Source organism: Streptomyces sp. NPDC002926 (genome assembly GCF_053591755.1).
The window spans coordinates 23,544-41,605 of sequence record NZ_JBSFUK010000030.1; the positions used below are offsets into that span (position 1 = coordinate 23,544).

Annotated in this window: 13 protein-coding genes; 11 read left to right on the forward strand and 2 right to left on the reverse strand. The window is 69.3% G+C overall.

The window, feature by feature from the left end:
* The first annotated feature begins 24 nt into the window (after nucleotides 1-24).
* The 5 genes from ACWDZ6_RS28635 (at nucleotide 25) to ACWDZ6_RS28655 (ending at nucleotide 4,956) form a co-directional block, all read left to right on the forward strand.
* Nucleotides 25-1,095, forward strand: coding sequence for an LLM class flavin-dependent oxidoreductase (locus ACWDZ6_RS28635; RefSeq protein WP_451505140.1), 1,071 nt, complete (start codon nucleotides 25-27; stop codon nucleotides 1,093-1,095).
* The gene (locus tag ACWDZ6_RS28640; RefSeq protein WP_451505141.1) at nucleotides 1,092-2,393 is read left to right on the forward strand and encodes an NtaA/DmoA family FMN-dependent monooxygenase; all 1,302 of its coding nucleotides are present in this window, start codon (nucleotides 1,092-1,094) and stop codon (nucleotides 2,391-2,393) included. The genes ACWDZ6_RS28635 and ACWDZ6_RS28640 overlap by 4 nt, the downstream gene beginning before the upstream one ends.
* Before the next feature lie 4 nt (nucleotides 2,394-2,397).
* Complete coding sequence (locus ACWDZ6_RS28645; protein WP_451505142.1) at nucleotides 2,398-3,201, forward strand: DUF1684 domain-containing protein; 804 nt, start codon at nucleotides 2,398-2,400, stop codon at nucleotides 3,199-3,201.
* Nucleotides 3,202-3,445: 244 nt separating this feature from the next.
* A complete protein-coding gene (locus tag ACWDZ6_RS28650) occupies nucleotides 3,446-4,345 on the forward strand; it encodes a S1 family peptidase (protein ID WP_451505143.1) in 900 nt (299 codons plus the stop codon).
* A gap of 131 nt (nucleotides 4,346-4,476) precedes the next feature.
* Complete coding sequence (locus ACWDZ6_RS28655; RefSeq protein WP_366734948.1) at nucleotides 4,477-4,956, forward strand: 3-isopropylmalate dehydratase small subunit; 480 nt, start codon at nucleotides 4,477-4,479, stop codon at nucleotides 4,954-4,956.
* A gap of 7 nt (nucleotides 4,957-4,963) precedes the next feature.
* On the opposite strand, the gene ACWDZ6_RS28660 is transcribed toward ACWDZ6_RS28655, so the two are convergent.
* A complete protein-coding gene (locus ACWDZ6_RS28660) occupies nucleotides 4,964-5,866 on the reverse strand; it encodes a DUF4231 domain-containing protein (RefSeq protein WP_366734955.1) in 903 nt (300 codons plus the stop codon).
* Between the two features lie 244 nt (nucleotides 5,867-6,110).
* Here ACWDZ6_RS28660 and fxsA point away from each other — a divergent pair, with 244 nt between their 5' ends.
* The 4 genes from fxsA to fxsT all read left to right on the forward strand — a co-directional run bounded on the left by fxsA (nucleotide 6,111) and on the right by fxsT (nucleotide 14,260).
* Nucleotides 6,111-6,275, forward strand: coding sequence for an FxSxx-COOH cyclophane-containing RiPP peptide (gene fxsA, locus ACWDZ6_RS28665; protein ID WP_326648945.1), 165 nt, complete (start codon nucleotides 6,111-6,113; stop codon nucleotides 6,273-6,275).
* Between the two features lie 9 nt (nucleotides 6,276-6,284).
* Nucleotides 6,285-8,492 (forward strand): radical SAM/SPASM protein FxsBH, inactivated beta-hydroxylase extension form, encoded by a 2,208-nt coding sequence (gene fxsBH / locus ACWDZ6_RS28670; protein WP_451505144.1) that lies wholly within the window; start codon nucleotides 6,285-6,287, stop codon nucleotides 8,490-8,492.
* A gap of 508 nt (nucleotides 8,493-9,000) precedes the next feature.
* Nucleotides 9,001-10,335 (forward strand): TIR-like protein FxsC, encoded by a 1,335-nt coding sequence (locus ACWDZ6_RS28675; protein ID WP_451505145.1) that lies wholly within the window; start codon nucleotides 9,001-9,003, stop codon nucleotides 10,333-10,335.
* Nucleotides 10,319-14,260, forward strand: a complete 3,942-nt coding sequence (gene fxsT / locus ACWDZ6_RS28680) for an FxSxx-COOH system tetratricopeptide repeat protein (protein WP_451505146.1) — start codon at nucleotides 10,319-10,321, stop codon at nucleotides 14,258-14,260. Before ACWDZ6_RS28675 ends, fxsT begins: the two co-directional genes overlap by 17 nt.
* A 79-nt stretch (nucleotides 14,261-14,339) precedes the next feature.
* On the opposite strand, the gene ACWDZ6_RS28685 is transcribed toward fxsT, so the two are convergent.
* Nucleotides 14,340-15,194 (reverse strand): alpha/beta fold hydrolase, encoded by an 855-nt coding sequence (locus ACWDZ6_RS28685; protein WP_351448707.1) that lies wholly within the window; start codon nucleotides 15,192-15,194, stop codon nucleotides 14,340-14,342.
* A 187-nt stretch (nucleotides 15,195-15,381) separates the two neighbouring features.
* Between ACWDZ6_RS28685 and ACWDZ6_RS28690 the strand changes: the two genes are divergently transcribed.
* Together ACWDZ6_RS28690 and ACWDZ6_RS28695 are read left to right on the forward strand one after the other, a co-directional pair.
* Nucleotides 15,382-16,221 carry a slipin family protein gene (locus ACWDZ6_RS28690; RefSeq protein ID WP_451505147.1) on the forward strand — a complete coding sequence of 280 codons (840 nt, stop codon included), beginning with the start codon at nucleotides 15,382-15,384 and terminating at the stop codon, nucleotides 16,219-16,221.
* A 222-nt stretch (nucleotides 16,222-16,443) separates the two neighbouring features.
* A complete protein-coding gene (locus tag ACWDZ6_RS28695) occupies nucleotides 16,444-17,529 on the forward strand; it encodes a S1 family peptidase (RefSeq protein WP_326655136.1) in 1,086 nt (361 codons plus the stop codon).
* The last annotated feature ends 533 nt before the right edge of the window (nucleotides 17,530-18,062 follow it).

The window sequence follows — 18,062 nt, forward strand, 5'->3', positions numbered from 1 at the left end:
GGCTCCAGAGAGGCATTTATCGTCATGTCCGCCACCCCCCGTCCGCTCCATCTGGCCGTCGCCCTCGACGGCCCGGCCCGTTACGACGCCGATTACTACGTCGGTCTCTCCCGTCTCGCCGAGCAGGGCACCCTCGATTTTGTGACCCTCGGCGACTCCTTCGCCCGGCCGGGGCCCGACGCCGTCGCGGTGTTGTCGAGAGTCGCGCCCACCACTGAGCGGATCGGTCTTGTACCGACCGTGACCACCACGCACACCGAGCCCTTCCATGTGTCCGCGGCCGTGGCCACCCTCGACTGGGTGAGTCGCGGCCGCGCGGGCTGGCAGGTCGATGTATCGACCACCGAGGCCGAGGCCCGGCTCTTCGGCCGCCGCCCGGCCGCACCCTGCGACGCGCTGTGGCAGGAAGCCGGTGAGGTCGCCGATGTCGCCGCCAGGCTGTGGGACAGCTGGGAGGACGACGCGGAGATCCGCGACCGGGCGACAGGTCGCTTCATCGACCGCAGCAAGCTGCATCATGTCGACTTCCAGGGCAGCACGTTCAGTGTGCGCGGCCCCTCGATCGTGCCGCGGCCGCCGCAGGGCCGTCCCGTCATCGTCGCGGACGGCACGGGGGAGCCGGGCAGGGACGCAGCGGCCCGGTACGCCGACGTCGTTCTCCTGCGGGCGGGCGCACCCGGACAGGCCGCCGCGCTCCGCGACGACATACGCCGACGGGCACGGGCACACGGCCGGGCCCCGGCCGCGCTACGGGTGCTGGTCTCGCTCGTCGTCGACCTCGGCGGGCGCGAGTGCGCGTCGCCGGAGCCGGGCCCGGACAGCGGTCCGCGGCTCGCCGGTGGCCCGCACTTCAGCGGCGGCCCGGTCGACCTCGCCGATCTGATCACCCGGTGGCATGCGGAGGCGGCGGTGGACGGTTTCCACCTGGCGCCCATCGCACCCCACCGCGACCTGGAGCGGATCGTCAACGGCACCGTCGCACTGCTCCAGCACCGCAGCCTGTTCCGCACCTTCTATCCGGGCGGCACGCTCCGCGAGCATCTCGGTCTCGCCCGCCCGGCCAACCAGTACGTCCTGTCCGGGGGAACCTCATGACCGCCGTACCCAAACAGATGCATCTCGCCGCGCACTTCCCGGGCGTCAACAGCACCACCGTCTGGGCCGACCCGCGTTCGAAGAGCCAGATCGACTTCTCCTCCTTCGAGCATCTCGCCCGCACCGCCGAGCGCGGACTGTTCGACTTCTTCTTTCTCGCCGAGGGACTGCGGCTGCGCGAGCACAAGGGCGAGATCCACGATCTGGACGTGGTCGGCCGACCCGAATCCCTCACGGTGCTCAATGCCCTGGCGGCCGTCACCGAGCGGCTCGGCCTCGCCGCCACCGTCAACGCCACCTTCAACGAACCGTATGAACTGGCGCGCAGGCTCGCCTCCCTGGACCATCTCAGCGGCGGCCGGGCGGCCTGGAACGTCGTCACCTCCTCCGACGCCTTCACCGGGGAGAACTTCCGCCGCGGCGGATATCTCGACCGCGCCGACCGCTACACCCGCGCCGCCGAATTCGTCTCCGTCGCCCGTACGCTCTGGGACTCCTGGACGCCCGACGGGACACCGCGCCCCTTCGCGCACTCGGGTCAGCACTTCGCGATCGAGGGCGAGTTCACCGTTCCCCGGTCACCGCAGGGCCACCCCGTGGTCATCCAGGCGGGCGATTCCGACGAGGGCCGGGAGTTCGCCGCATCCACCGCGGACGTGATCTTCACCCGGCACGGCACGCTGGAGGCGGGCCGCGCCTTCTACGCCGACGTCAAGCGGCGCCTCGCCCGCCACGGCCGCCGTCCGGAGGACCTCAAGGTCATGCCCGGGGTCAGCTTCGTCCTCGGCGACACGGACGCCGAGGCGCAGGAGCGGGCCGCGGAGATCCGCCGCAGGCAGGTCTCGCCGCAGAACGCGATCCTCGCCCTTGAGTTGGTCTGGGGCCGCGACCTCTCCTCCTACGACCCCGAAGGGCCGCTCCCCGACATCGATCCGGATCCGGACTCCGTCCTGGTCCAGGGCCGGGTCAGGGCCGGTGACCCGTTCGCGATCGCCGCCCAATGGCGTGCGCTGTCGGAGGCCAAGGGCTTGTCCATACGGCAGACCGTCATCGAGACGACCAGCCGGCAGTCCTTCATCGGCACCGCGGGGAGCGTGGCCGCCGCGCTGGAGGAGTTCGTGTCGAAGGACGCGGCCGACGGTTTCATCCTTGTCCCCCATCTCACCCCCGGCGGCCTCGACGACTTCGTCGACCAGGTGGTACCGGTCCTCCAGGAGCGCGGGGTCTTCCGCACGGAATACACCGGCCCGACGCTGCGATCGCACCTCGGGCTCGCCGATCCGGTGTGGAAGGGCTGATCGCATGAGCGGGAACCCACACACAGCCCAGGACCGGCCGAGTTGGCAGAAATGGCACGAACAGCGCGCCGCCACCGTCTCGGCGCCGTACGGACCGCTGTCGCTCACCGGTACCTACTGGCTCTCCGACTACCCGGAAGGTCGAATTCCGGCCGTCCCCGGGAACTGGCGGGAGGACGGTGACGAGGTGGTGCTGACGGCCTCGGCCGAGGATCGTCTCATCCTCGGCAACAAGCCCCTCACCGGCCACGTCCGTCTCACCGCGGACCACGGCCCGATCCCCGGATCCCGGGTCGCGCACGGCGAACGGCGGCTGGTCGTACTGCGCCGCGAAGGTCTGTGGGCGGTACGGGACTTCGACCCCGACTCACCGGCGCGGCACGCCTTCCAGGGCATCGAGGCGACCGGGTACGACGCCCGCTGGGCACTGCCGGGACGCTTCCGTGCGTACGCGGAACACCGCAGCGTACGGGTCGAGAACGCCGACGGGCGGGTGCGCGGCCTCGGCCTCGGCGGGGAGATCGCCTTCGAGCTCGAGGGCGAGGAACGCACGCTGCGGGTCGCGGTCGAGCCGGACGGGTCGCTCTGGGCAGTCTTCGCCGATGCGACCAGCGGAAACAGTAGTTACCGCTTCCGCTTTCTGCGGCCCTCCGCGCCGGCCGCCGACGGCACGGTGACCGTCGACTTCAACCGGTCGCTGCTGCCGCCGTGCGCCTTCGCGGACCACTTCATCTGCCCGTTGCCGCCGCCCGGGAACACCCTCGGGACCGCCGTCCCGGCGGGCGAACGGAACCTTCGGAGTCACTGACCCGTCCTACGGCTGGACGAGTACGGCACAGCCCCGGTGGCCAACGAGCCACCGGGGCCGTGTGTCGTGGGTGCCTGGAGCGGCCGAAAGGTGCCCTTGCGCGGATAGTTGACGCCCGGAACACTCCCGAACAGCGCTTGTCAGGGGCACGGCATGTCCGGAAACCGGACATGCTCCCTGGCTGCGCCTCACGGGCCCGGACCCCCCACGAAGGGCCCCCGATTCCCCCCGGGAGGAACGACAAGTGAGGATCAAGCGCACTACCCCCCGCAGTGGCACGGCGAGACGCATGCGTCTGATCGCCGTCACCACTGGCCTGATCGCCGCCGCAGCGCTGGCCGTCCCCGCCGCCAGTGCCAACCAGGCACAGACCTTCAGCGCCAACCAGCTCACCGCCGCGAGCGACGCCGTACTCGACGCGGATGTGGCAGGCACCGCCTGGCTCATCGACAAGGCGACCAACACCCTGGTCGTCACGGCCGACAGCACCGTCTCCCAGGCCGAAGTGGCCAGGATAAAGCGGGAAGCCGGGGCCAACGCAGGTGCGATACGCATCGAGCGCACCGCCGGCAGGTTCTCCAAGCTCATCTCCGGCGGCGACGCCATCTACGCCACCAGCTGGCGCTGCTCGCTCGGCTTCAACGTCCGCAGCGGCAGCACCTACTACTTCCTGACCGCAGGCCACTGCACCGACGGCAACCCGCCCTGGTACACCAACTCCTCGCACAGCACGAGCATCGGCCCCACGGCCGGGTCCAGCTTCCCGGGCAACGACTACGGCATCGTGCGGTACTCCAACACCTCGCTCGCCCACCCGGGCACCGTCGGCAGTCAGGACATCACCGGCGCGGCCAACGCCACCGTCGGCATGTCCGTCTGTCGCCGAGGCTCCACCACGGGCACCCACTGCGGCAGCGTCACCGGCCTCAACGCCACGGTCAACTACGGAGGCGGTGACATCGTCTACGGCATGATCCGCACCAATGTCTGCGCCGAACCGGGCGACAGTGGCGGCTCGCTCTACTCCGGCAGCCTGGCCATCGGCCTGACCTCCGGCGGCAGCGGCAACTGCAGCTCCGGCGGCACGACGTTCTTCCAGCCGGTCACCGAGGCACTGAGCGCCTATGGAGTCAGCGTCTACTGACGCACCACCACCTCCCAGCCGACAGCAGTCGAGCCCCCGTCCAATATCAGCGGACGGGGGCTCGACGTCGCTCTCCCTTTTGAGAGGATGTCAGAGCGGTCGGGCACCGGAGTAACGGGGGTTGCGGATCAGTGAAACGCATCGGAGTGACCGGCCACAGAGGCATCCCGCCCGAGGCGCACGCCCATATCCGCGCCGGGATGCGCGCCGAGTTCTGCGGCCACGAGGGGTCGATGGAAGCCCTCTCCAGCCTCGCGGCGGGCGCCGACCAGCTCTTCGCGGACATCGCTCTGGACTGTGGCGCGGAGCTGACCGTGGTCATTCCCAGCGGCGACTACGAAGCGGGCTTCACGGTCCCTGACGAGCTCGCCAGATACAAGCTTCTCAGGGGCAGGGCGACCCGGGAGGTCCAGCTGTCCTTCCCGCACTCCACCGACCAGGCCTACTACGCGGCCGGCGCCTATATCGCCGACAACTGCGACCGTCTGCTCGCGGTCTGGGACGGCCGCCCGGCCCGCGGACTGGGCGGCACGGGCGACATCGTCCGCTACGCCCGCGACCTCGGCAAGCCCGTGACGGTCATCTGGCGCGAGGGCGTGGAGCGTTGCTGACCATCCCTCAACTCCGGTGCCGGACCAGCCAGTCGGTGTGCTGCGGCGAGACGATGCGCTCGGTCTCGTAGACCGCCGACGGCCACTCCACATCGGTGACCGAGGTCTCCATCGCCGTATGCATCGCCGCCAGGTCCTCTTCGACCAACGAGTGGGCGGCGATGAGGGGTTGATGTCGCCGGATCTCGCTCCAGGCCAGACAGGCGGCGGCCGCCGCCGACAACAGACCCATCACATCGACGGATTCGGCGAGCGAGAAGGTCCGCAACAGCGCGAAGAAGAGCGCCAGCAGAGTGAGCAGCCCGATCGACGCGGACCAGAGCGCGGTGGCGCGGCGGGAGTTCTCCGTACTGCGGTGGTACCAGTTGCGCTGCTCGATCAGCCGGTCCCTGACGTAGGTCTCCTTGCGGATGCTGAACGTCTTCGCGCGCAGCCGCCGCATGGGTGGGGTGATCAGTTCCCCGGCGGCCACCTCGCCGTCGCCGTCGCGCGGGTCCTGCCAGCCGACTTTGGTCAGCTCCCGCAGACCGTCCTCCAGGCGCACGGTGAAGAGCTCGTCCGCATCGGTGGCACGGGAGTCGAAGGGCGCTCCATGGACGGCGTACCGCCAGCACATCGACTTGATGAACTCCGCCGCGGAGCGGTTGAGTTGCCAGTGCGACTTTGCTCTGCGCCGGGAGGTCCGGTAGCCCAGCGCGAGCACTCCCGCATAGGCCAACGTGCTGAGTGCGCCCGGGAGTTGGAAGCTGTCGCCGAGCTTCAGTGAGGACGGAAGGGTGGCCAGGGCCGCACCCAGGACTAAAAGCAGCAGCTGGGAGCGGGTGGAGCCGACTGCCTCGCGCTGGTGTGAGATCGCGACGCTGTCGGTGCGATGGAAGAGAACCGGCAGATCAGTGTTACGGAAGACCATGCTGTGCAGTGGGCCGGAAAACTCGGTCATGCGCACTCCCGTCTGCAGTTTTGTCTTCACTCTTTAGGCGGAATGGCTTGTTCCGTACTGTCCTGCGAGAATGCGCCGCAACTCTTTTGTTCCGTCTCCATGTGCTGAGTTGCTGCGAGTGGCCATGAGAGTAAAGTCGTGCCGCCGGCACCGCAACGGTGCGTGGTATTTGTGCTGGACACAACGCTGGACACAACATCAAGGACGGCCCCTCATGAAGTTTCAGACCTCCGCGTCCTTCGCCGCTGCGAAGAGGAATCGCGTCCCGTTGGCACAGATCGATCTCCATGGTGCCGCTGCCGCCAGGAAGCTTGCCCGGGTGCTCCCCACCCCGGCCGACGGTATTCGGCGTGCGTCCACGTTCAACTCGGCGCTCTAGACTGGCGGAATGACTGGACCCCTGGTCCCTTTCCGCGAGATCGTATTGAAGGTCCACAGCAGATGTGATCTTGCATGTGACCACTGTTATATCTACGAACACGCTGATCAGAGCTGGCGCACTCGCCCGAAGGCAATCTCTGACGAAGCGATTTCCTGGACAGCTCTGCGACTGGCCGAGCATGCCAAGAGTCATGCCCTGCCCTCCGTGTCAGTGATCCTGCACGGAGGGGAGCCTCTTCTGGCAGGGCCCGCACGGCTGCGACACATCTGCGAGGAGCTCACCAAGGCCCTCGACGGAGTCGCCGGACTCGATCTTCGTATCCATACGAACGGCCTCCAGCTCAGCCCCCGCTACCTCGACCTCTTCAGCGAGTACGACGTCAAGGTCGGGATCTCCCTCGACGGCGACCGGAGCGCGAACGACCGCCATCGCCGCTTCGCGGACGGCCGCACCAGCCATCCCCTGGTCCTCAGAGCCGTCGATCTGCTCCGCCAGGAGCGTTACCGACACCTCTATCTCGGTCTCCTGTGCACCATTGACGTGGCCAACGATCCGATCGCGGTGTACGACGCACTCACCGAGCTGGAACCGCCCGGTATCGACTTTCTGCTGCCGCATGCCACCTGGGACGACCCGCCGCCCCGGCCGGACGGCTCGGCCACCGCCTACGCCGACTGGATCCTGACCGTCTTCGACCGCTGGGACCAGCAGGGCCGCGGCGTTCCGGTACGGCTCTTCGCATCGGTGCTCTCCACCCTCGACGGCGGCCCCAGCCTCACCGAATCCCTCGGCCTCGCGCCCACCGATCTCGTCGTCGTCGAGACCGACGGCACCCTGGAGCAGGTCGACTCCCTCAAGAGCGCCTACGAAGGCGCCGCGGCCACCGGATTCGATGTGTATGCCCACCCCTTCGACGAGGTTGCGGCTCACCCCGGAGTCAGAGCACGCCAGCAGGGACTCGCCGGAGTGAGCGAGACCTGCCGCCGGTGCCCGGTCGTACGGTCCTGCGGCGGCGGCCTCTACACCCACCGCTACAGCTCCCGGAACGACTTCGACAACACCTCCGTGTACTGCACCGACCTCGAGGCGCTGATCCGCGGTATCGAGCGGCGCACCGCAGCGGCGACCGTGTCCGCCGCGGTCACCGACCCCGGCGTACTCATGGCCGAGCACCAGGACGTGACCCGCACCCTGCTCGCCGACGTCCACCTGGAGCTCGCCGGACACGGGGGCGAGGTCTGGGACGAGGCCTGGGAGTTGGCGTCGGTCCTCGAGGGGAGCTCCGACGCGCTCGACGTGGTGCTCGGCCATCCCTACACCTACACCTGGCTGCAGGACTGTCTGGCCGCCCTGCGCGAGGAGCGGCCCGAGGCGGCCGGGCTCGCGCTCCGGCTGCCGTCGTACCTCGCCGCCGCGGTCGTACGGGCCGGGCTCGAGGTACCCGTCCGGGCGCCGTACCGGAACGGCAGGCTCTGGCTCCCCACGCTCGGCGAGCTGCGGCTGACGGGGCCCGGCGAGCACGGTGAGGTCGAGGTGCGCGCGGCCGAGAAGGGGTTCCTGGTGCACGTGGACGGCCGCGAGCCGCGGTATGTACGCGCCGATGACGCAAGCGGCGACTGGCGGCCCGTACGCACCCTCGGCGGCGACGGGGTGCCCGCTCTGCGGCTCGACGACCTCGACCCGTACCGGGACTGCTTCGGCGCACCCGTGCGGGAACGGCTCGGCTCCCGTGAGGTGGACGGCTGGAGCGGGCGGCTGGCCGAGGCCTGGCAGCTGCTTCGGCAGACCGTACCCGCACAGGCCACGGAGGTCGCCGACTGTCTGACCACTCTGACACCGCTGGTGCCGGGTGAGGCTTCGGTGGGCCGGCACGGCTTCGGAGCGCTCGGGATCGCGCTGCCCGGCACGCCCGAAGAGCTGGCAACCGCGCTGCTGCGCGGTTTCAGGCGGGCCAAACTGCACGCGCTGTCCGAGGTCACCGATCTCTACGCACAGGACGGCTGGTGGACCCACCGCGCGCCCTGGCGGGAGGCGCCGATGCCGCTCTCGGAGCTGCTGGCCGCGGTGTACGAGCGCGTGGGCCTCGCGGCCTTCGAACCGGCCGCGGCCGAGCAGGCCAGGCCCGCGCTGGAGACCCTGGGGCGCGCGGCCGAACTGACCGTCAGCGGCCGGCGCCTGCTCGACGAGCTCTGGAAGGAGTCGGAGTCTCACTGAGCCCGGGCGGACACGCCGGCCGGCTGTCCCTCTTGGTGCCGGGATGACACCCGGGCAGGCGGCGGCCTTCCGGGCGGACCTGCAAGCCGTCGGCGCCGCCGGATCCGCGGCGGCGGATGGGCCGGTTGGCCGAGTCCGCGCGGAGCGCCGAAGAGCGGGTGGATTTCGTCGCCGCATCGCATTCCATCTCGCCGAATAGCGGACCGGAGCACACCCGCGCACCTACCGTTGTGTGGTGCAGCGACCGCGTGGGGACAATCAATGGGCCGAGCGCAAGGCCGTCTTCTTCCGGAAAGGGAGCAGAAGGGACAACTGGGAGGAAGGTCCGCAAGGTTGTTCTCGATCAAGGAAGCGGTGGGCCGTGCGGAGAGCTGGATGACCGAAAAACGGTGTTGATTGACCGAACCTCGGGGGGATGGAGTGTGACCGGCTCCGGAATGATTAATTCGCTCGCAGCCTTACGCGCTTGTGGGTCTGGGTGTGGGCGTTCACGCAGGACGGGGGTCGTGTGTCAGATTCAGCGCAACGAGCGGCGGATCACCGGCCGTACTTCTTCTTGAGCTATGCGCACACACCGCGGTACGGGGCCGGTGGACCGGACCCCGATATGTGGGTCGAGCGGCTTTTCCGTGATCTGTGCGGCCATGTGATGGCCATGACCGATCTGCCCGCCGGTGCGCCTGCCGGCTTCATGGACCGGGAGATCCGCTCGGGGGAGGGCTGGTCGGAGCGGCTGGGCGAAGTACTGGCCACCTGCCGGGTGTTCGTCCCGCTCTTCTCACCGCGGTACTTCGCCAGCGAGATGTGCGGCAAGGAGTGGTATGCCTTCGCCCAGCGGGCCATCTACCACCACGCGAAGAGCAACAGGCCGGCGGAGGCGATAGTGCCCGCGCTGTGGGTTCCGATGCCGCCGGAGCAACTCCCGGGCCCCGCCGAGCGGTTGCAGTTCAACCACCGTGCCTTCGGCGACCGGTATGTCACCGACGGGCTGTACGGGCTGATCAAGCTCCGGATATTCGCCGAGGAGTACGAGGCCGCCGTCTATGAACTCGCCAAACGCATCGTCAGCGTGGCGGACACTACGCGCGTCGGTTCCGGCAGCCCGGTCGACTACCGGCAGGCGCCCAGCGCCTTCGGCAAGCCCACCGGCGGCCCCCGCCCGATGCATGTGACCGTTGCCGCGCCCACCCGCCACGATCTGCCCGACGGACGCGCCCCCGACTACTACGGCAAGCAGTCCCAGGACTGGAATCCCTACCATCCGGACTCCGCACGGCCGTTGGCGTACATCGCCCAGGACCTGGTCCGCTCCCTCAACTACCAGGCGACCGTCTCCTCCTTCGACCACGAGACGCCGCCCGACATCAGCCAGCCGCCCACCCGGCCGGAGATCCTTCTCGTCGACCGCTGGGCCCTGGAGGACGAGGAGCGCCGCGAACGGCTCGCCGCCTACGACGCGGAGCCGCGCCCCTGGGTGAGCGTCGTCGTCCCCTGGAACCGCGACGACCCGCAGAGCCGGACATCGGAAGCGGAACTGGTCGAGAAGCTGGAACGGACCATGCCGCACCAGATGCGCCAGGGCCGGACCGCCTGCCGGGCCGCCGCCAAGGGCGTCCTCAGTATGGAGGCCTTCGGCCAGCTCCTGCCCCAGGTGGTGGAGTCGGCCGCCCAGGAGTATCTGAGGCACGCCGAGGTCTACCCGCCGGCGCCGCCGGCCGGCGCCGGCCCGCGCGAACGGCCCCGGCTGCGCGGCCCGATGGCCGAGTACGGCACCACCCACTACGTCCCGCACATGCATGACATCGCCCCTGATGCGGAGGACACGGATGACAGGCAGGCGTGACGGACGCATCGTCACCTTCTATTCGTACAAGGGAGGTACGGGCCGCACGATGGCCCTGGCCAACACGGCCTGGATTCTCGCCGCGAACGGCAAGCGGGTCCTGGCGGTCGACTGGGACCTGGAAGCGCCCGGCCTGCACCGCTTCTTCCACCCCTTCCTGGACCCCTCCACGCTCGGCGCCACCACCGGCGTCATCGACCTGATCACCGAGTACGCCTGGGCCGCGACCAGCCCCGAGCCGCGCCGCGACGACTGGCACCTCGACTACGCGCGCATCCAGCCGCACGCCGTCTCCCTCACCCCGGAGAGCCTGGGCTGGGAGTTCCCGGAGGGCGGCACGCTCGACTTCGTCTCCGCCGGCAAGCAGAACCGCGAGTACTCCGCGACCGTCTCCACCTTCGACTGGGACAACTTCTACGACCGGCTCGGCGGCGGCCACTTCTTCGACGCGCTGCGCGAGGACATGAAGGCCAACTACGACTATGTCCTCATCGACAGCCGCACCGGGCTCAGCGATATCGCCGACATCTGCACCGTCCATCTGCCCGACATCCTGGTCGACTGCTTCACCCTCAGCGACCAGTCCATCGACGGCGCCGCCGCGGTGGCCCGGCAGATCGACGAGCGGTACGGCGGCCGCGGCATCAAGATCTTCCCGGTGCCGATGCGGATCGACGAGGGCGAGAAGGAGAAGGCGGACGCCGGACGTGCGCTGGCCAGGCTGAAGTTCGACCGCTTCCCCTCCGGGCTCAGCGGCGAGGAACTGACCGCCTACTGGGGCGCGGTGGAGATTCCGTACCGGCCCTACTACGCCTACGAGGAGACGCTCGCCACCTTCGGCGACGAAGCCGGTCTGACCAACTCCCTGCTCTCCGCCTTCGAACGGCTCACCTCCGTCATCACCGAACAGCGGATCACCTCCATGCCGCAGGTCGGCGAGGAGATCAGGCTCCGGATCAGGGACGCCTTCACCCGCCGCCGTCCCGCCCTGCCCGCCGACCTCTTCCTCAGCTATGTGGCCGAGAACCGCATGTGGGCCGACTGGGTCGAGTACATGCTCACCCGGGCCGGCTTCCGGGTCGTGCCACGCGATGTCTCCGTCGAACGGGAACCCGTCGGCGCGGACGCGCTCGCCGCCGAGAACGCCGCCCGCACGGTCGTCCTGCTGTCCAGCGCGTATCTCAAGTCCGCCCGTGCGGTGGAGGTCTGGTCGCGGGCCGCGGCCGAGGACCCGAGCGGCGGCCGGCGGCATCTGCTGCCGATCAGAGTCGGCGACGTCCGCCTCACCACCCCGTACATCGACCGCAACCCGGTGGATCTCTTCCGCCTCGACGAGGTGGCCGCCGCCACCGCGCTGCTGCGCGCACTGGACCGGCCGGTGCAGCTCCCCGACAGCGCGTCGCCCGGACCCCGCTTCCCCGGCACCGTGCCGAAGATCTGGAACGCGCCGCCCCGCAACCCCGGCTTCACCGGACGCTCGGTGGTGCTGGAGCGGATGCGCGATCAGCTCGGCGGCGGCATGGCCGTGGCCGCGGTGCTGCCCCAGCCGCAGACCCTCTACGGGCTCGGCGGCGTCGGCAAGACCCAGGTGGCGCTGGAGTACGTCCACCGCTTCATGGCCGACTACGACCTGGTGTGGTGGATCTCCTCCGAGCAGCCCGACGACGTGGTCGCCGGACTCGCCGAACTCGCCGTCCGGCTCGGCGCCCAGGGCGGTGAGGACATGGCGGCGGCCTCGGAGGAGGCCATCGACCTGCTGCGGCGCGGAGTGCCGTCCTCGCGCTGGCTGCTGGTCTTCGACAACGCCGACGACCCCGAGCAGCTCAAGCGGTTCTTCCCGCCGCAGGGGCCCGGGCACATCCTGGTCACCTCGAGGAATCAGGCCTGGTCGCAGTACGGGGACGCGCTGCCCGTCGATGTGTTCCTGCGTGAGGAGTCCATCGAGCACTTGAGGCGGCGCGCCCGCGGACTGACCATCGAGGACGCCGACCAGGTCGCCACCGCCGTCGGCGACCTGCCGCTCGCCGTCGAACAGGCCGCGGCATGGATCGCGGAGACCGCCACACCCGTCGCCTCGTATCTCGAGCAGCTGAAGGAACAGGCCGCGAGCGTCCTCGCGCTCAACCAGCCCGCCGGATATCCCGAGCCGGTCGCCGCGACCTGGAACGTCTCCATCGAGCGGCTCAAGGAGCGCTCGCCCGCCGCGGTGCGCCTCCTCCAGCTCTGTGCCTTCTTCGCACCCGAGCCGATCTCCGCGAACCTCCTCTACAGCAAGGAGATGATCGACGCGCTCAAGCCGTACGACGCTTCGCTCCAGGAGAAGCTGGTGCTCGGCCGGGTCATCCGGGAGATCGGCCGGTTCGCCCTGGCCAAGGTCGACCAGGTCTCCAACAGCATCCAGGTGCACCGGCTGGTGCAGGCGGTCATCAGGGCCCAGCTGACCGAACACGAGCAGCAGGACGCGCGGCACGCGGTCCACCGGATCCTCGCCGGCGCGCGGCCCGACGACGACGAGCCGATCGACAACCCCGAGACCTGGCCGAGGTTCGCCACCATCTGGCCGCACCTCGGCACCTCGGAGGCGAGGTTCTGCAAGGAGCCGGAGACCCGCAGGCTGATGATCGACCGGGTGCGCTATCTGTGGAAGCGCGGCGACTGGAACGCCGCCTACGCGCTTGCGGGCGAACTGCGCGACACCTGGAAGGAGATGCTCGGCAACGACGATCTGCAGTACCTCTACCTGCGTTTCCATCTGTCGAACATCCTTCGCTCGCAAGGCCGTTATGTGGAGGCCAAGGAGCTGGACGAAGTGACCCTGGAGCGCCAGCAGGAGGTGCTCGGCCACTCCCATCCGCATACGTACATGACCACCAGCGGCCTGGCGATGGACCTGGGCACCCTCGGCCAGTACGGCAGGGCGATGGAGCTGGCGACCGAGGCGCACGAGGGATTCAGCCAGATCTTCCACGAGTCCCATCCGCGTACGCTCGCGGCCGCCAACAACCTGGCGCTGAACCTGCGCATGGTCGGCCAGTACGCCAGGGCGCGCGAGATCGACCAGGAGGTCTTCGACCGGCGTACCGAGGTGCTCGGCCCGGAGCATCCGTACACCCTCTCCTCCGCCGTCAGCCTCGCCAGGGACCTGCGGGAGGTCGGACGGTACGAGGACTCGGTCGCGGTGCTCAACCGCACGTACGACATCTACAAGGAGCAGCTCGGCCGGACCTTCCCGGGCACACTGGCGGCGGCCAAGAGTCTCGCCGTGTCGCTGCGCAGGGCCGGCCGGCTCGAGGACGCGCGGCGGCTGACCACGGCCACCCGCAACCGCTACCGCGCCAAGTACACCTCGGCCAACCCGGACTCGCTCGCCTGCGATCTGAATCTGGCGGCCGACCTGTTCGCCGCCGGGGAGCCGGTGGCGGCGCGGGATCTGGCGCAGGAGGTCGTCGACCAGTACATGAAGGTGCCGGGGGAGCGGCATCCGTACACCCTCGCCGCCCTCAACAACCTCGGCATCTTCCACTGGGGCTGCGGCGCTCCGGAAGCCGCGGAACAGCTGCTGCTCAAGGTGTCCAGGACGATGCGGGAGGTCCTCGGGGAATCCCATCCGCATGCGCTGTACAGCACCATCAACCTCGCGAACGCCCTTGCCGACCTCGGCGGTCTGGAGGAGGCGCTGGAGATCGAGGAGCGGACCGTGACCAGGCTGCGCGAGGTGCTGGGCGCGCACCACCCCGAGGTGCTCGGTATCGCCTCCAACATGTCGGTCACGCTCGGCCTGCTGGGCCGCAAGGCCGAGGCGGCGCATCTGCGGGCGGAGACCGTGGACGAGCTGCAGCGGCTGCTGGGCGAGGAGCATGCGCTGACCCGGATCGCACGCGACGAGCGCAGGGTGCACCGCGATCTGGAGCCGCTCGCGGTCTGATCCCGGGGCTCTACCCCGGATCCCGCTCCTCGAACTCCCCCCGGAGTCTGTCTGGGGGGACCCCCCACGGGGCTGGAATTCAGTGGTCCAGCAGCCAGGTCAGGATCCGGGGGAGTGCGTGCAGGGCGTCGAAGTGCGCGGCGGTCGGTTCGAGGACGGCCGTCGCGCCCGGGATGCGTTCCGCGAGCCAGCGGGAGTGGCCCACGGGTGAGAAGACGTCCTTCTCCCCGTGCCAGAGCATCACCGGGCCCTTGATGTCGGCGGGGTCGAAGCCCCAGGGGCTGCAGAAGGCGAGCGCGTCGTCGATCCAGCCGTATGCCGAAGTGCGCAGCGCCTCCTGGTAGTTGCGAAGGAGCATGGACCGTACGCCCGCGTCCGCGACGACCATCCGGTCGGAGTCGGTCAGCTCCCTGCGCAGATCGTTCAGGAGACGGATCGGGTCCTGCCTGATCTCGGCGGAGCGCAGGATGAACCGCTTGATCAGCCCGGCCGGGTCGATCGATGCCGAGGTGTACTCCAGGACATTGGAGGCGGCCATGCCCTCGAACCAGTCGAGCCCGTCGGCGTCCCTGGGGGCGAGTGTGACCAGCGCGGCGGTACGGGTGATCCGCTCGGGCATCAGGGCGGCGCAGGCCAGCGCGTGCGGAGCACCGCCGGAGCGGCCCACCACGGCGAACCGCTCCAGACCGAGTTCGTCGGCTATCGCCCGTACGTCCTGGGCCACATCGGCGACGCTGCGGCCCGCCAGCCGGTCGGAACCGCCGTAGCCGGGGCGGTCGTACGCGATCAGCTGCGTACCGCGCTGGTACAGCACCATGCCGCGCGGTGCCGGGCCCAGCCGGCTGCCGGGTGTGCCGTGCAGCAGGAAGACCGGTCTGCCGCGCGGATCCCCCAGCCGTTCCACCATCAGATGCCGCCCGTCCGTCACGCGCATCCGACGTCGCACTCCCGCGCCCCCTTCGTCGTAAGTGCCCTGTGCAGGCATGGTGAGCCTGGCATTCCCCACCGCTTCGATGATTACCCATCAGAGGGTCTTACCGGGACTCCCTTTGACGTCATTTGGGGTCTACCGTCGAAGAGGTACGTACACACGCGTCCACATCGCATCCCAGGGGGCCGTGATGGTAGAGGCACTGGTGACGGCCGGCGCGACGGCAGTGTCCGTCGGGGTCGTCTACGTGATGGCGGCGGCCCGGGTCGTCAAGCAGTACGAGCGGGGCGTGGTCTTCCGGCTCGGAAGGCTCAAGTCTTCAGTGCGCGGTCCCGGTTTCACACTTATTATCCCGTTTGTTGACCGGCTGCGTAAGGTCAATATGCAGATCGTGACGATGCCGGTGCCCGCGCAGGACGGCATCACGCGGGACAACGTGACGGTGCGCGTGGACGCGGTGATCTATTTCAAGGTCGTGGACGCCTCCGAAGCCATCGTTCAGGTGGAGGACTACCGTTTCGCCGTCTCGCAGATGGCACAGACATCACTGCGGTCGATCATCGGCAAGAGCGATCTGGACGATCTGCTCTCCAACCGCGAAAAGCTCAATCAGGGGCTGGAGTTGATGATCGACAGTCCGGCGATCGGCTGGGGTGTGCAGATCGACCGGGTCGAGATCAAGGACGTGTCCCTGCCGGAGACGATGAAGCGCTCGATGGCGCGCCAGGCCGAGGCGGACCGGGAGCGCCGGGCCCGGGTCATCAACGCCGACGCCGAGCTCCAGGCATCCAAGAAGCTGTCCGAGGCGGCCAAGGAGATGTCGGACCAGCCCGCCGCCCTGCAGTTGCGACTGCTGCAGACGGTGGTGGCCGTCGCGGCCGAGAAGAACTCCACCCTGGTGCTGCCGTTCCCGGTGGAGTTGCTGCGCTTCCTGGAACGGGCCGCACCGCCGCAGGCGGCAACGTCTCCCGCCGTGGCGCAACCGCCCTCGGAAACCGGTCCCGTAGAGGCGGAAACAAGACAGGACTAGTCCTTACGCGCTGCCCACAGTGCCGTTGCACGCGGTGTTCGCAAACGAAACCGACCAGTGTGAACGCTTTCCGTGAAGGTGCTGTGAACGCAAGCGCGTTGTCGTGTGCCCGTCCTGAAGTCGACCTTGTGTGCTACCGATCGGTATCGGAATAGTGGGCGCTCCATCCTCCGTGTCCGGGCACCCCACTTGTCCGGACGCGGCCCCCACAGGAGGTTGATGTTGAAGCACCGACGCATGCCCAAAAGGAAAGCGGCGATGGCGGGTGGCGCGATCGCCGCTCTGGTAGCCGCAGGCGTCACTTTCCAGAGTGCGAACGCCAGTGACAACACTGAGCAGTTCGCCGCCAAGCCGCTGTCGGCGGTGGCGGCCGGAAACCTTGCTTCCACCCTCAGCAAGGACCTGGGCGCCGACTCGGCCGGCACGTACTACGACGCCGAGGCGAAGTCCCTCGTCGTGAACGTCCTCGACGACGCGGCGGCCGAGATCGTCCGCAAGGCGGGCGGCAAGGCGAGAATCGTGGAGAACACCCTCGCCGAGCTGAAGACCGCCCGGCAGACGCTCACCACCAAGGCGACCATTCCCGGTACCTCCTGGTCCGTGAACCCGGTCACCAACACGGTGGTCGTCACCGCCGACCGTACGGTCAAGGGCGCTCAGTGGACCAAGCTCAGCCAGGTGGTGAAGGGGCTCGGCGGCAAGGCGGAACTGAAGAAGTCCGCCGGAGAGTTCAAGCCGCTCATAGCGGGCGGCGACGCCATCCACTCGGGCGGCGGACGCTGTTCGCTCGGCTTCAACGTGGTCAAGGACGGCGAGCCGCACTTCATCACCGCCGGTCACTGCGGGAAGGCCGGCAGCGAGTGGTCCGATTCCGCGGGCGGCGCGCCGATCGGCACCATGGTCGACTCGCAGTTCCCCGGCAACGACTTCTCGATCGTCAAGTACAGCGGCAGCACCGAGCACCCGAGCGAGGTCAACCTCTACAACGGCAGCTCGCAGCCGATCACCAAGGCGGGTGAGGCGACCGTCGGTATGAAGGTGCAGCGCAGCGGTTCGACCACCCAGGTGCACGACGGTGAGGTCACCGGACTCGACGCCACGGTCAACTACGGCAACGGCGACATCGTCGAGGGCCTCATCCAGACCACGGTCTGTGCCGAGCCCGGCGACAGCGGCGGCTCGCTCTTCGCGGGCGACACCGCGATCGGGCTGACTTCGGGCGGCAGCGGCGACTGCTCCTCGGGCGGCGAGACGTTCTTCCAGCCGGTACCGGAGGCGCTCGCGGCCTTCGGCGCCACGATCGGCTGACACGCAGGGACACACGCAGGCAAGAAGCACCGGGGCTCCGCCCCGGACCCAGCGCCTCATGCGCCGGCGGAGCTGAATCCTCAGCCCGTCCGGCGTTTGAGGCGCTGGGGGCCGGGGGCGAAAAGTCCCGGTTCGCCGGGCGGCGCACACGCGAGAGGCCCCACCGCGGTCCCGCCCCCGACCGTCACGCCGGCCCCGATCGTCCTCGGCGCCCGGCCGCTCCGCACCAGCGCGCACACCATCGTGACCGGCGCCCCTCCCACCGCCCACGCGGCGAGCACCGGCATCGGGCCGCCCGGGCCATTGCCCCTGAAGTGCGCGATCGAACGTGCCGTGAAGGTGCCGGCACCCGGCGACAGTGCGGGCCCGATGGCCCGCCATCGCGATGATCGCGTACGGCAGCGTCGCGCCCGGTCCGATCAGGGCGCGGGCCGTATTCGCGGGCCGCCTGCAATTCGCGGGCCGCGCGCCCGCGCTGATCGCGAGGGCCGCCGCGCAGAGAGCCGCCCACGCGCCATCCGGCCACCGGAGAG